We start from the raw sequence: 14284 nt of genomic DNA, 5'->3' as shown, positions 1-14284 counted from the left end.
GTCTGGAGGTCTGACTAGCGCAAGGCGCTGCAAATGAAAACGGATATGCGTCTGTGGCGCGGGCTTTCTTGCGGTGGTGCGGCGCAGGGGCTATGAGGCGCGCATGACCCAGACAACATCCTCCTCCGTCCAGCCTGCGCCGATCCCGGCCATCGTGCTTGTCCGCCCACAGATGGGCGAGAACATCGGCGCCGCGGCGCGCGCGATGTGGAATTTCGGCCTTGATCACATGCGCGTCGTGGCCCCGCGCGACGGCTGGCCTAGCCAATCTGCCGTGGCCATGGCCTCGGGCGCAGGGCGGCTGTTGGATGAGGCGCAGCATTGCGACGATCTGCCGGGCGCGCTCAGCGATTGCGATTTTACCTTTGCCACCACCGCGCGCGGCCGCGACCTGACCAAGCCGGTCTACAGCCCCGAAGCGGCGATGCGGCTGGCCGCGGAAAAGATCGCGGCGGGCCAACGGGTTGCGGTGCTTTTCGGGCCGGAGCGGGCCGGGCTTGAGAATGAGGATATCGCGCAGGCAAACGCCATCGTCTCGGTTCCGGTGAACCCGAAATTCGCCTCGCTCAACCTCGCGCAATGTGTGCTCTTGATGTCCTACGAATGGATGCGCGCACAGGGTGAAGTGACGCATGAGGTGACCGAGATGGCAGGCACCGACTGGGCCAAAGGGGCCGAGGTCGACCATCTGGCGCGGCATTACGAGGAACGGTTGGAAGAGGCAGGGTTCTTCTACCCCGAGCACAAAACGGCGTCGATGAAGCTGAACCTGCGCAACATGTGGTCGCGGATGCCGCTGACCCGAGCGGATGTGCAGATGCTGCATGGCGTCCTGCGGCAAATGGTCCGGTGGAAAGAGAAGGGCTGAGCGAAGCCCCCGGCCCGGAATCAGGCCACAGGCGCCGGGCCATCGCCTGCCCGCCCCACGGGGAGGCGATTTTGCCAAAATGTGCCGCGCCTTAGATTAGATGCACCAAGCTTGAACCATAAAGTGGCATGACGGGACCCGTCGGTTCGCCACCCCTCGGGCAGGCGATGGCCCTCGGCACATGCGGCAACATAACTCACCCCGCTAGACCTTTCCCCGCCCATGGCATACCACTGCATCCAAACGGAAAATGAGGCGCGCCATGGCGGAAAAACGCAAACTTTTCGAAGAGGTCGGCACCGACCAACCCAGCCGTGCCCCGGTGCAAACCGGCGGCATCGACAAGGGCCGTGGCGGCGCACGCGGCCCGATCCGGATTTGGCTGATGATCCTCTTCGCGCTGGTCTTTGTCATGATCGCCGTGGGCGGGCTGACGCGGCTGACCGACTCTGGGCTTAGCATCACCGAATGGCGCCCCGTAACCGGTGCCCTGCCACCGATGACTGAGGCCGAGTGGCAGTCTGAGTTCAATAAATACAAGCAGATCGACGAGTTTCAGGTCCAGAACTCTTGGATGGAACTCTCTGATTTCAAAAGCATCTATTGGTGGGAATGGGGGCATCGGCAACTTGGCCGGGTGATTGGCCTCGTCTGGGTTTTGGGCTTTCTCTACTTCCTGCTTCGGCGTCAAATTCCTGTAGGCTGGAACAAGCGCCTGCTTTTTATTGGTGCATTGGGCGGCGCGCAGGGGGCGATTGGCTGGTGGATGGTCGCCTCGGGGGTGACCAGCGGGCAGGGGGTGACGGATGTGGCCTCTTACCGTTTGGCGACCCATCTCGGCCTCGCCTTTGTCATCCTCGGATTTATCACATGGTATGTGCTCTTGTTGGGCCGCAGCGAACGCGACCTGATTCAGGCCCGCCGCGCCAAGGAGGCCAAGCAGTTCGGCATGGCCACCGGCTTGTTGCATTTCGCAGCGTTGCAGATCCTGCTGGGTGCCTTGGTCGCGGGCATTGATGCAGGGCGCTATTTCGTCGATTGGCCGCTGATGCAGGGGCAGTTCTTCCCGCCAGAGGCTTTCGATATCACGCCCACATGGCGCAACTTCTTTGAAAATCCCGGGCTGGTGCAATTCATGCACCGGATGGCGGGCTATCTGCTCTTTGCATTCGGCGTGGTCGTCTGGCTGCGCGGTCGCCGTTCGGCCCATGCGCGGACGCGCTTTGCGTTTAATGCGGTGATGGCGGCGCTGGCCTTGCAGGTGGTTCTGGGCATCACCACGGTGCTTTATGCCGCTCCGGTGCATCTGGCGCTAGCACATCAGGCGCTTGCCGTTCTGCTCTGGGTGTTGATCCTGCGGGCGCGTTTCCTTGCGGCCTATCCCGTCGCCACATCGCTGAGAGGCTGAGACATGACTGCATATGACGATTTGATGGCCTTTCAGCGCGAGACCGAAGCGCTGGCGCAGGTCGCGGGGCGGCTCGGCTGGGACCAAGAAACGGTCATGCCCCGCGGCGCCGCGCCCCAGCGGGGCGAAGAGATGGCGGCGATGGAAAGCGTGCTGCACGCCCGCAGGATCGACCCGCGTATCGCCGATTGGCTGGGCCGTATCGAAACGGCGGGTCTGGACGCGGTGGGTCAGGCCAATCTGCGCCACATCAAACGCGATTTTGACCGTGCGACCCGTGTCCCCGCCGATCTGGCGGCGCGGATCGCCCGCGTCACCTCCGCCGCCCAAGGCACATGGGCCGAGGCCCGTGCCGCCGACGATTTCGCGGCCTTCGCCCCGACCTTGAAAGAAGTGATCGCCCTCAAACGGGAAGAGGGGGCCGCGCTGGCCGAGGGGCGCGATATCGGTATCTATGATGCGATGCTAGAAGACTATGAGCCCGGCACCACAGCGGCCGACCTCGAAGCCATGTTCGGCGCGCTGCGCCCAAAGTTGTCCGAACTGCGCGCCGCCGTGCGGGAGGCCGAAGCGCCGCCGGTGCTTGAAGGGGTTTTCGACGAAGCGGCGCAGATGACCCTGACCGCCAAACTGGCGCGGCGCTTTGGCTATGATCTGGCCACCGGACGGATCGACAAGGCGGTGCATCCTTTCTCATCGGGCTCGGGTTTGGACGTCCGGATCACCACAAGGACCAATGCGCTTGACCCGTTCAACTGCTTTTACTCCACCGTGCATGAGGTTGGCCACGCCGCCTATGAACAGGGAATCGACAGCGCCTACCTGCTGACCCCACTAGGGCGGGGCGTGTCGATGGGGGTGCATGAAAGCCAAAGCCGAATCTATGAGAATCAAATTGGCCGCAGCCGCGCCTTCACCGGATGGCTCTATGGCGAGATGACGGCTGTCTACGGCGACTTTAGCGTGCCGGATACCGAGACATTTTACAGAATCGTCAACCGCGTGTCGGATGGCTTCATCCGGACCGAGGCTGACGAGCTGCAATATAACCTTCACGTCCTGCTGCGGTTCGACCTTGAACGGGCGCTGATGTCGGGCGATCTGCAGGTCGACGGGTTGGAGGCCGCATGGAACGATCGGTTCGAGGCCGATTTCGGCTACGCGGTTGACCGTCCCTCAAACGGGGTCTTGCAGGATGTCCATTGGTCCGTCGGACTATTGGGGTATTTCCCAACCTACAGCCTCGGCAATGTCTATGCGGGATGCCTTCATGAGGCGCTGCGGAAATCGGTACCTGACCTTGATGACGCCTTGGCAAGAGGAGATACAAGCGCGGCCTCCGCATGGCTTCGCGAGAAGGTGCAGCAGCACGGCGGGCTCTACGGGCCGCGAGAGGTGATCGAACGGGCTTGCGGAAAGTCGCCGACGGAGGCGCCTTTGCTGACTTATCTGGAGAATAAGTTCAAAGATTTGTACAATATTTAAGCATGCAAGACCGGGAACAATTGAGCGTTGACGGGGTTGCTTAAACAGCGGGCACTGCTTTGGTTCTTAACTATGCCTTAACATTTCGCCTTTGCGCTGCCCACGTTTATATGCGATGGTGCAGTGAGTTTAAAATTTGACGAGATACAGGAGTACCTAGACGTGAAAATTCTTGCAACGGTGGCGGCGACTATCGCTCTTTCGGGTGCTGCTTTCGCCCAGACGACAACACAGGCAGCTGTTCTTGGCGCATCGGACGATAGCGTCTATTCGCTTCAGGTTCAGGGCGCTAACGGCATCATCTACAACTGTAAGCCGAACCCAGTAACAGTTGACGGCAACACCGCGCGTGTTTGCGTTCGTGCTGATGGCGCTGGTCTCTTCGAAGCGGGCGCTGGCCTGGGTGGCGGCGCTGCTGCAGCCGGTGCGGCTCTGGTCCTGATTGCGATTGCGTCGGGCTCGTCCTCTTCGACTACAACAACGACTACCAACTAAGTCTTAACGAAAGCTTAAGATGGAAAAACCCCCGCGCTGATAGCGCGGGGGTTTTTTTATTGCTGGATAGTCTGTCGAAAAAAACGCCCCCCACGTTTTGCGCAGGGGGCGGAGCGGCCGCCGATTATTCGGCGGCGCTGCTTCCTTCTTCGGCTTCGTCTTCTTCGTTGCCCTGGTCGGCGATCCAAGCGACGCTGACGACTTCCTCGTTTTTGCCAGTGCTGAACACCTTCACGCCGCCTGCACTGCGCGAGCGGAAAGAAATCCCCTCAACCGGGACGCGGATCGACTGGCCTTTGGAGGTTGCAAGCATCACCTGATCGGACATTTCCACCGGGAAACAGGCGACGATAGGGCCATGGGCCATGGCCTTGGTCCAAGCGGTCACACCCATGCCGCCGCGGCCGCGGACCGGGTAATCATGGGCCGAGGAAACTTTGCCCGCGCCCTTTGCGGTGATCGTCAGGATTAAATCTTCGGCCGCCGACATTTCCGCATAGCGTTCGGTGCTGAGCTGCCCGGCTTGTACCTGCTCTTCCTCGTCGTCGCTGCTGTCGTCATCGGTCAGCCCGGCCATCAAGCGGCGCTGTTTAAGATAGGCGACACGTTCTTCCGAGCTAGCCTCGAAATGCCGGATCACGGACATGGAGACGAGGTTATCCCCTTCGCCCAACCGGATGCCGCGCACGCCGACGGAGTTGCGCGAGTTGAAGACCCGCACGTCGGTCGCCGGGAAGCGGATTGCCCGGCCTGCGTCGGTGACCAGCATCACGTCATCGTCGTTCGAGGCGATGCGCGCGTTGATCAGCGTGGTGCCCTCGTGTTCGCCTTCGAACTTCATCGCGATCTTGCCGTTGGACTTCACATTGGTGAAATCCGACAGCTTGTTGCGCCGCACTGTCCCGGCGGAGGTGGCAAAGATCACCTGTAGATCATCCCAATCCTTCTCATCCCGGTCCACGGGCATAATCGCGGCGATGGAGACCCCGGTGGGGATGGGCAGAATGTTGACGATGGCCTTGCCCTTGGCGGTGCGGGCCCCCTGCGGCAGCCGCCATGTCTTCAGCTTGTAAACCATGCCATCGGTGGTGAAGAACAAAAGCTGCGTATGGGTATTGGCAACGAAGAGGTTGGTGACGACATCCTCTTCCTTGGTCTGCATGCCCGAAACGCCCTTGCCGCCCCGACGCTGCGCGCGGAAGTCGGCCAGCGGCGTGCGTTTGATGTAGCCGCCGGAAGTCACGGTCACGACCATATCCTCGCGCGCGATCAGGTCTTCGTCGTCCATGTCGCCCGACCAGTCGACGATCTCTGTCCGGCGCGGCACGGCGAATTGCTCGCGCACCTCGCGCAGCTCGTCCGAGATGATGCCGAGGATGCGCTCACGGGAGCCGAGAATTTCGAGATATTCCTTAATCTTACCGGCCAACTCTTCCAGCTCGTCGGTGACTTCCTTGACGCCGATCTGGGTCAGGCGCTGCAAACGCAGTTCAAGGATCGCGCGGGCCTGCGCCTCGGAAAGGTTATAGGTGCCATCGTCATTCGCGGTATGGGTCGGATCGTCGATCAACGCGATATAGGGCAGGATATCTTCGGCGGGCCAGCGACGGGTCATCAGCTTTTCGCGTGCCTCAGCCGCGTCGGCAGAGGCGCGGATGGTGGCGACAACCTCGTCGATGTTGGTGACGGCCACGGCCAAACCACAAAGGATGTGGCTGCGTTCACGTGCCTTGCGCAGCAGATAGGCGGTGCGGCGGGCGACAACTTCTTCGCGGAAGTCAATGAAGTAGCTGAGGAACTTGCGCAGCGTCAGTTGCTCGGGGCGGCCCCCGTTCAGGGCCAGCATGTTGCAGCCGAAATAGGTCTGCATCGGCGTGAAACGGTAAAGCTGGTTCATCACGACTTCGGCAGTCGCGTCGCGTTTCAATTCGACCACCACGCGCACGCCGTTGCGGTCGCTTTCGTCTTGAACGTGGGCGATGCCGTCAATCTTCTTATCGCGGACCTGTTCGGCGATCTTTTCGATCATCGTGGCTTTGTTGACCTGATAGGGGATCTCGTCGATGACGATGGCCCAACGGTCTTTGCGGATTTCTTCGACCCGCGTCTTGGCGCGGATCACCACGCTGCCACGCCCCTCAAGGTAGGCTTTGCGTGCGCCGGAACGGCCCAGCATGATGCCGCCTGTCGGGAAATCGGGGCCGGGGACGTAGTCGATCAACTGCTCTGAGGTGAGGTCCGGATCGTCAATCAGCGCGAGGCAAGCGTCGATCACCTCACCAAGGTTGTGCGGCGGGATGTTGGTCGCCATACCGACGGCGATACCGCCCGCGCCATTGACCAGCATGTTGGGAAAGCGCGCGGGCAGGACAGTCGGTTCCTGCTGCTTGCCGTCGTAGTTGTCTTGGAAATCAACGGTTTCCTTGTCGATGTCCGCCAAAAGATAGGCGGCAGGCTTGTCCATGCGCACCTCGGTGTAGCGCATTGCCGCCGGGTTATCCCCGTCCATCGAGCCGAAGTTGCCCTGACCGTCCAAGAGCGGCAGCGACATGGAGAAATCCTGCGCCATCCGCACCAGCGCATCATAAATCGCACTATCGCCATGCGGGTGGTACTGGCCCATGACATCGCCCACCGGGCGGGCAGATTTGCGGTAGGCTTTTTCATGCGTGTTGCCGGTCTCATGCATCGCATAAAGGATGCGGCGGTGCACCGGTTTCAGGCCATCGCGCAGATCGGGAATCGCGCGGCTGACGATCACGCTCATCGCGTAGTCCAGATAGGACGTGCGCATCTCGTGTTCGATGGTTACCGACGGCCCGTGAAAGATGGGCTTTTTGTCTGCGTTTTCAGGGGTATCCGGCGTATCGGTCACGTATCTTGCCCACCATTTTTATGGTTCTATATCTTGGGGTTTTCTATAGCAGACGGGGCATATCAGGTGCAATGGCTGTGGCCGAAACGCACTGGCAGCACTCTAGCTCAAGTGCCAACACGCTGTTTTCATTGAAAAGTAATTCTCACCGCGCAAACTTGTCATACAGAGGCAGCAAAGGAGGCGAAACATGCCCCGCAGTGAAACCGAAATGATGCTGAAAGGTTACGGGCTAACCACGGCAGAGTTCTTTTATCATATGCCCGACTATAGTCATGTGCTGAACAGCTATATCTGGCAGGATTACGACATCGCGCCAGACCATCCGCGTCTGTTCGAATTCGTCGAATTCTGGCGCACGGAACTAGATGGGCCGCTGCATTCGGTCCGTTTCACCCATCGCAAGCTGATCGGTCCCGGTGAGTGGCAGAACCAAGTGGGCGAGTTCACGCTACATTAAGCCAAAAGGCAGCCATCCAAAGGGCAGGGGCGTCAGGCCGAACAGCTCGCCCCGCCCAAGACACAGAACTTTGCGCAGTGCGGGTGGTTCAATGCCACATCACGCTCCGCCTCGGCCAAGGTCGTGCCAAGCTCGAACTCCGGGTCGTAGGGCAGCAGGGTGCAGGCCAGCACGGCAGGCTTCTCAGCGCCTTTGCGTTTGACCACCATACGAGAGGAAGAGCACATCACCGCATTTGGCGAAATATCCAAGATGCCCCAGCAGGCGGTGGTAATCTCTGGAACTTCAACGGTTTCGTCCATCTCTGGGAAAAGTACGGTCATGCCGGGGTCTTGGGCGTCGATGTCAAAGCCGTGCTCTGCGTAAAAGGCAGCATAGCCCGCGCGGCTATCGGCATCGCTATCGGCAAAGATCGAGCGCCCGGCCACGGCCATGCGGAACCCATTGTCGCGCAGCCATTCCATGCCCAGCAGCGTCTTGTCAAAAGCCCCTTCACCGCGCTCCGCGTCATGCAGATCGCGGCGGTAGTGATCGACGGAGATACGAAAGGTCATCTTGCCGGGATAGGCATCGCGCAGCCGCAACAGACCGTCTTGCACCGATTTGCGCATCATCGGGCGCATAGCGTTGGTGAGGATCAACACCTCATAGCCGCGCGCCAGTGAGGTTTCGGTGATCTCGATCATCTGCGGGTTCATGAAGGGCTCGCCCCCGGTAAAGGCGATTTCGCGCACCGGCCAGTCGCGCTCGACGATCTGGTCGAGGTAGTCGCGCACCTCTTCGGCGGTGATATAGACCAGCGCGTCATTCTTGGGGCTGGAGGCGATGTAGCAGTTCACACATTCGATATTGCACAGGGTGCCCGTGTTGAACCAAAGCGTTTCCGCCCCGCGCAGAGCGACGGTGGCGCGCGGTTCCCCCTTGGCGGTCACCGCCGGGTTCTGGAACTTGCCCTCGTTTGCTTGCGCAGTATCTTTCATGATTGGTCCTTGCGTGATCCCGTGTGTTCCTATCCAGTTGTGGTAAGGTATTGCGACCCTGCCTAAAAGTCCAAGCTGCGGGGCGCACAGTCTTGTGAACTGGGTAAAAATAAGTATGTTTGCGCTAACTCTGCTATCTCGCACAGACAAGGATTGATCAATGGTTTCGCGTGTTATCCCTGTCGACCCTTTCGATCTGGTCATCTTTGGCGGCACCGGAGATCTGGCCCGGCGCAAGATTTTGCCCGGTCTCTACCGCCGTTATTGCGCGGGTCAAATGCCCGAAGAGGCGCGGATCATCGGTGCCGCGCGCACCGAAATGGACGCCGAAGGCTACCGCGAGATGGTGTCAGAGGCGATCAGCGAATTTGGGGGCAAAGACGCCTGCGATAACCTTGATGCCTTTCTGGCCAAGCTCGATTACGTCGCCATCGACGCACGGGGAGAGACCGGCTGGCGTGAGCTACAGGAGTTGATGTCCGGGAAAGACCGGATTGAGGTCTACTATTTCTCCGTCGCGCCGGGGCTCTTTGGCGATTTGGCTGAACGCTTGCAGCAATGGGGCATGGCGGGCGCGGAATGTCGGATTGTCGTCGAAAAACCCTTTGGCCGCGATCTGGAGAGTGCGCGCGCGCTCAACGCGACATTGGCCACCTATTTTAAAGAGCAGCAGATCTACCGCATCGATCACTATCTCGGCAAAGAGACGGTGCAAAACCTCATGGCCGTGCGTTTCGGCAATATGCTGTTCGAGCCTCTGTGGAACCGCCAATATGTCGATCACATCCAAATCACCGTGGCCGAGACTGTTGGCGTCGGCGGGCGTGGGGAATACTACGACAAATCCGGTGCCATGCGGGACATGGTGCAGAACCACCTGATGCAGCTTTTGTGCCTGATCGCGATGGAGCCGCCCGCGCGGTTTGATCCGGATGCGGTGCGCGACGAAAAGCTGAAAGTGATCCGCGCGATCGACCCGGTGTTGCCGCATCATCTGGTCCGCGGTCAGTACGAGGCCGAAGAGGGCAATGAAGAAGAGGCGCCAAGCTACCGCGACGCCGTCGACAACCCGCGCTCGCGGACCGAGAGTTTTGTGGCGCTCAAGGCCCATGTCAGCAATTGGCGCTGGCATGGCACGCCGTTTTATCTGCGCACCGGCAAACGCATGGTGGCGCGATCCAGCGAAATCACTGTGGTTTTCAAGGACACGCCCCATTCGATCTTTGCCGAAGACGCAGGCCGCCACCGCAATGTGCTGTCGATCCGCCTGCAACCGAACGAAGGCATCACCCTTGGCGTGACGATCAAGGAACCGGGCCCGGGGGGCATGCGTCTGGTCGATGTGCCGCTCGACATGACCTTTGCCGAGGCGCTCGGCCCCGATGGGGGCGATCAGGTCGATGCCTATGAGCGGCTTATCATGGACGTGATCCGGGGCAACCAGACATTGTTCATGCGCGACGACGAGGTCGAGGCCGCCTGGGCCTGGACCGATCCGATCATCCAAGGCTGGGAGGCGCGTCACGACGTGCCCAAACCCTACGACAGCGGCTCTGCCGGGCCGACGGATGCGACAGAAATGATGCGGCGCGATGGCCGTGAATGGCGAAAGGTATCCCCATGAACATCATCGAATATGCGGACCGCGAAATGCTGGTGATGAATGTCGCCAACAAACTGGCGGGCAAGCTGAAATCGGCGCTTTCGGGCAATGACCGCGTGTCTTTCGCGGTGCCGGGCGGCTCTACCCCCGGGCCGATCTTTGAAATGCTCAGTGCCACCGATCTGGATTGGGAGCGCGTGGATGTGATGCTGACCGATGAACGCTGGGTCGATGAGCATGATCCGCTGTCGAACGCGCGTTTGGTGCGCGAGCATTTGTTGAACGACCGCGCTGCCGCGGCGCGGTTCATCCCCTTTTTCCGTGCTGGTCTGTCGCCGGGCGAAGGGGCAGAGGCCGTGGCCCCCAGTCTGGCCAGCCATATGCCGATCTCTGTGCTGCTGCTTGGCATGGGCGATGACATGCATACTGCATCGCTTTTCCCCGGCGACCCCGGTCTGCCTGACGCCTTGGCCGCTGATGCGCCACTGCTGTGCCCGGTCTACCCCGAGGGGCAGCCCACCGCGCGGGTCACGCTTCCTGCGCATGTCTTGGATGGGGCGCTGAACAAACATCTCGTGATTTTCGGGGAAGAGAAACGCGCCGCCCTTGAGCGCGCGCAGGGGCTTTCCCCCGATGAGGCGCCGATCGCAGCGGTGCTGGATGAAACCGAAGTTTACTGGGCGGCATGATGAGCATTTGGCAAGACCTTCAAGAGCGGCAAAACGCCGTGGCGGACCGCAAGATAACCGCGCTGTTCGATGACCCGAACCGCGCCGAGGATTTCTCGCTCCGCACGCAGCACATGCTGTTTGACTACGCAAAGACCAATATTGACGCTGGTGCCCGCGCGGCGCTGTTGCAGCTGGTAGAAAACGCCAAGGTCACTGAGCGTCGCGATGCGATGTTCGCGGGCGCGCCGATCAATGAAACCGAAGGCCGCGCAGTATTGCACACGGCTCTGCGCAACCTTGATGGCGGGCCGGTCGAGGTGGCGGGCGAAGATGTCATGCCGCAGGTCCGCGACACGCTGGCGCGGATGCGCAGCTTTGCCGATCAGGTGCGCGGCGGCGACATCACGGATGTGGTCAATATCGGCATCGGCGGCTCGGACCTTGGCCCCGCCATGGCAACCCGCGCACTGACGCCCTATCACGATGGGCCGCGCTGCCATTTCGTCTCCAACGTCGATGGCGCGCATATCGCCGATACGCTGCGGGGGCTGGATGCCAAGACGACCTTGGTGATCGTCGCTTCCAAGACCTTTACCACCATTGAGACCATGACCAACGCGCGCACCGCGCGGGCGTGGATGCAGGACCATGGCGGTGACCCGGCTGCGCAATTCGCAGCCCTCAGCACCGCTGATGACAAGACCGCCGAGTTTGGGGTCGACCCCGCGCAGGTCTTCGGCTTTGAGGATTGGGTCGGCGGGCGCTATTCCGTCTGGGGGCCCATTGGCCTTTCGCTGATGATCGCCATTGGCCCCAAGGCCTTTGACAGCTTTCTGCGCGGCGCGCAGGAGATGGACCGCCATTTCTGCGGTGCCGAACCGGCTGAGAATATGCCGATCCTTCTGGCGCTGGTGGGCATCTGGCACAACCAAATCTGCGGCCATGCCACCCGTGCGGTGCTGCCCTATGACCAACGGCTTGAGATGCTGCCCGACTACCTGCAACAGCTTGAGATGGAATCGAACGGCAAGGGCGTGCAGATGGACGGCTCTGACAGCCCGCGCCACACCGGCCCGGTGGTCTGGGGGGCGGCAGGTACCAATGGGCAGCATGCTTTCTATCAGTTGATCCACCAAGGCACCCGTGTGATTCCTTGCGAGTTTCTGGTCGCGGCCAAGGGGCATGAGCCTGACTTGCAGCATCACCATGACCTGCTGATCGCCAATTGCCTCGCCCAATCCGAAGCGCTGATGCGCGGGCGGTCTTTGGACGAAGCGCGGGCGATCATGCGCGACGCGGGGCTTTCGGGCGATGAGCTTGAGCGCCAAGCCCGCCACCGTGTTTTCCCCGGCAATCGGCCCTCGACCACGCTGGCCTATGAAACGCTCGATCCGTTCACCCTGGGCCAGATCATCGCGCTTTATGAGCACCGCGTCTTTGTCGAAGGGGTGATCCTCGGCATCAACTCGTTCGATCAATGGGGCGTGGAACTGGGCAAGGAATTGGCCAAGTCGCTCCAGCCGCTGGTCGAAGGAGAGGTCTCTGCCGAGGGCAAGGATGGCTCTACCGCCGGGTTGATCGGCTATATCCACCAGTATCGCGGCTAGGAACTGCTTCCAAAGTTGATTGAAAAACCGCGCAGGCAAACCCCGCCTGCGCGGGCCATTCTGCTGCCTATCGTTGCCGATTTCGACTTGCCGGAGGGGAAGGCTTGCAACTGCCCTGACCTTTGGACAGTCTCAAAGCAAATGATTGGAGGATCCCCATTATGCTTGGCCAAATGATGTCGCAGCCGCTGCTGATCTCAAGCTTGATTGCCCATGCCGAACGCTACCACCCCGAGGGGGAGATTATCTCGGTTTCAACCACAGGCGGGGTCGAGGAAACCAACTGGGGCAAGGTGGCCGAAAACGCACGGCGCTTGGGCTCGGCCTTGACCGATCTGGGGCTGTCACCGCAGGCGCGCTGCGGGACCATCGCATGGAACAATCGGCGGCATCTGGAGATCTACTTTGGCACCTCCGGCGCGGGCTTTGTCTGCCATACGATCAACCCCCGTCTTTTCGCCGATCAACTCATCTACATCCTCAATCACGCGGCGGATGAGGTGCTGTTCATCGACAAGACCTTCGTGCCGCTGGTCGCCGCGATCCGCGACAAGCTGGAGCATCTCAAGTATCTCGTGTTGATGTCCGGCCCTGATGCCGAGGCCGCCGAGGCGCTGCCGGGGCTGATTTTCTACGACGAGTTGGTGGCCTCAGGAAATGCCGGTTTCGACTGGCCCAATCTGGATGAGAACACCGCGTCGAGCCTGTGCTATACCTCCGGGACCACGGGCAACCCCAAGGGCGTGCTCTATTCTCACCGCTCGACCGTGCTGCATTCCTTCGGCATCAACATGGCCGACAGCATTGCCATCTCTGCGCGGGATATCGTCATGGCGGTGGTGCCCATGTTCCACGTCAACGCTTGGGGCTGCCCCTATGCCAGCGCCATGACCGGCGCGCGGATGGTACTGCCGGGGCCGAACCTTGATGGGGCGTCGCTGGTTGGCCTGATCGACACCTACCGTGTTTCCTTGGCGCTTGGCGTGCCGACAATCTGGCAGGGGCTGTTGGCGGCGGCCAAGAAGTCGGGCAGCGAGCTCACGAGCCTTGAGCGCACGGTGGTCGGAGGCTCGGCCTGTCCACCGTCGATGATCAAGACCTTCCGCGAAAAATATGGCGTTGAAACGATCCACGCTTGGGGCATGACCGAGATGTCGCCGGTGGGCAGTGTCAACAAACCCTTGGCAAAACACGGCGAATTGCCCGAAGACGCACAGCATAAACTGCGCGAGAACCAAGGCCGCCCGGTCTTTGGCGTTGAGCTTGAGATTTGGGGCGACGAAGGCAAGCCGCTGCCCCATGACGGCGAAACCCAAGGTGCGCTGGTCACGCGCGGGCATTGGATTTTGGACGCCTATTATCAATCTGACCGCGACAGCACCCTGCGCGATGGCTGGTTCGACACCGGCGATATCGCGACGATGGACAAGGACGGATATATCACCATCCGTGACCGGGCCAAGGACATCATCAAGTCGGGCGGCGAATGGATCAGCTCGGTCGAGCTAGAGAATATCGCCATCGCCCATCCCGATCTGGCCGATGCCGCCGTGATTGGTGCGACCCATCCCAAATGGGATGAGCGCCCGGTTCTAATCGCGGTAAAGGCCGAAGGGGCCGATCCGTCAGAAGCGGATATCCTCAAGGTCTTTGAAGACCAGATCGCCAAATGGCAGGTGCCGGATCGCGTGGTCTTTGCTGAGGCCCTGCCGCGCAATGCGACCGGCAAAGTGCTTAAACGCGATCTACGGGACCGTTTCGGTGATGTGTTGATGCAGGGCGAAAGCTGAGGTAGGCCGCCCCGGTCTGATCTGGGCCGGGGCGTTTTTAAC

Annotated in this window: 11 protein-coding genes; 9 read left to right on the top strand and 2 right to left on the bottom strand. The window is 60.8% G+C overall.

Features of this window, described 5'->3' with window-relative positions:
• Positions 1–103: 103 nt before the first annotated feature.
• The 4 genes from K3762_RS10440 (at position 104) to K3762_RS10425 (ending at position 4256) form a co-directional block, all read left to right on the top strand.
• Entirely contained in the window at positions 104–868 is a 765-nt protein-coding gene (locus K3762_RS10440; RefSeq protein WP_260009415.1) for an RNA methyltransferase, read from the top strand.
• A 262-nt stretch (positions 869–1130) separates the two neighbouring features.
• Entirely contained in the window at positions 1131–2276 is a 1146-nt protein-coding gene (gene ctaA / locus K3762_RS10435) for a heme A synthase (protein ID WP_120351157.1), read from the top strand.
• A gap of 3 nt (positions 2277–2279) precedes the next feature.
• Positions 2280–3761 carry a carboxypeptidase M32 gene (locus tag K3762_RS10430; RefSeq protein WP_132443329.1) on the top strand — a complete coding sequence of 494 codons (1482 nt, stop codon included), beginning with the start codon at positions 2280–2282 and terminating at the stop codon, positions 3759–3761.
• Positions 3762–3923: 162 nt separating this feature from the next.
• Positions 3924–4256, top strand: coding sequence for a hypothetical protein (locus tag K3762_RS10425; RefSeq protein ID WP_132443330.1), 333 nt, complete (start codon positions 3924–3926; stop codon positions 4254–4256).
• Between the two features lie 124 nt (positions 4257–4380).
• On the opposite strand, the gene gyrA is transcribed toward K3762_RS10425, so the two are convergent.
• Complete coding sequence (gyrA, locus tag K3762_RS10420; protein WP_132443331.1) at positions 4381–7131, bottom strand: DNA gyrase subunit A; 2751 nt, start codon at positions 7129–7131, stop codon at positions 4381–4383.
• Positions 7132–7321: 190 nt separating this feature from the next.
• Between gyrA and K3762_RS10415 the strand changes: the two genes are divergently transcribed.
• A complete protein-coding gene (locus K3762_RS10415) occupies positions 7322–7591 on the top strand; it encodes an usg protein (RefSeq protein ID WP_132443332.1) in 270 nt (89 codons plus the stop codon).
• 32 nt (positions 7592–7623) lie between these two features.
• Here the strand turns inward: K3762_RS10415 and K3762_RS10410 are convergent, their stop codons facing one another.
• The gene (locus tag K3762_RS10410) at positions 7624–8571 is read right to left on the bottom strand and encodes a radical SAM protein (RefSeq protein ID WP_132443333.1); all 948 of its coding nucleotides are present in this window, start codon (positions 8569–8571) and stop codon (positions 7624–7626) included.
• Positions 8572–8731: 160 nt separating this feature from the next.
• Here K3762_RS10410 and zwf point away from each other — a divergent pair, with 160 nt between their 5' ends.
• The 4 genes from zwf (at position 8732) to K3762_RS10390 (ending at position 14242) form a co-directional block, all read left to right on the top strand.
• Positions 8732–10195 carry a glucose-6-phosphate dehydrogenase gene (zwf, locus tag K3762_RS10405; protein WP_260009409.1) on the top strand — a complete coding sequence of 488 codons (1464 nt, stop codon included), beginning with the start codon at positions 8732–8734 and terminating at the stop codon, positions 10193–10195.
• Complete coding sequence (gene pgl, locus K3762_RS10400; RefSeq protein ID WP_120351151.1) at positions 10192–10863, top strand: 6-phosphogluconolactonase; 672 nt, start codon at positions 10192–10194, stop codon at positions 10861–10863. The genes zwf and pgl overlap by 4 nt, the downstream gene beginning before the upstream one ends.
• Positions 10860–12452, top strand: a complete 1593-nt coding sequence (gene pgi / locus K3762_RS10395; RefSeq protein WP_206054253.1) for a glucose-6-phosphate isomerase — start codon at positions 10860–10862, stop codon at positions 12450–12452. Before pgl ends, pgi begins: the two co-directional genes overlap by 4 nt.
• A gap of 161 nt (positions 12453–12613) precedes the next feature.
• Positions 12614–14242, top strand: a complete 1629-nt coding sequence (locus tag K3762_RS10390) for a long-chain fatty acid--CoA ligase (RefSeq protein ID WP_132443335.1) — start codon at positions 12614–12616, stop codon at positions 14240–14242.
• Positions 14243–14284: the final 42 nt, after the last annotated feature.

This window comes from Sulfitobacter sp. W074, from assembly GCF_025142275.1.
GTDB classification, from domain to species: domain Bacteria; phylum Pseudomonadota; class Alphaproteobacteria; order Rhodobacterales; family Rhodobacteraceae; genus Sulfitobacter; species Sulfitobacter profundi.
The sequence above is the reverse complement of the archived record's forward strand: the minus strand, read 5'-3'. Positions and strand labels throughout refer to the sequence as shown.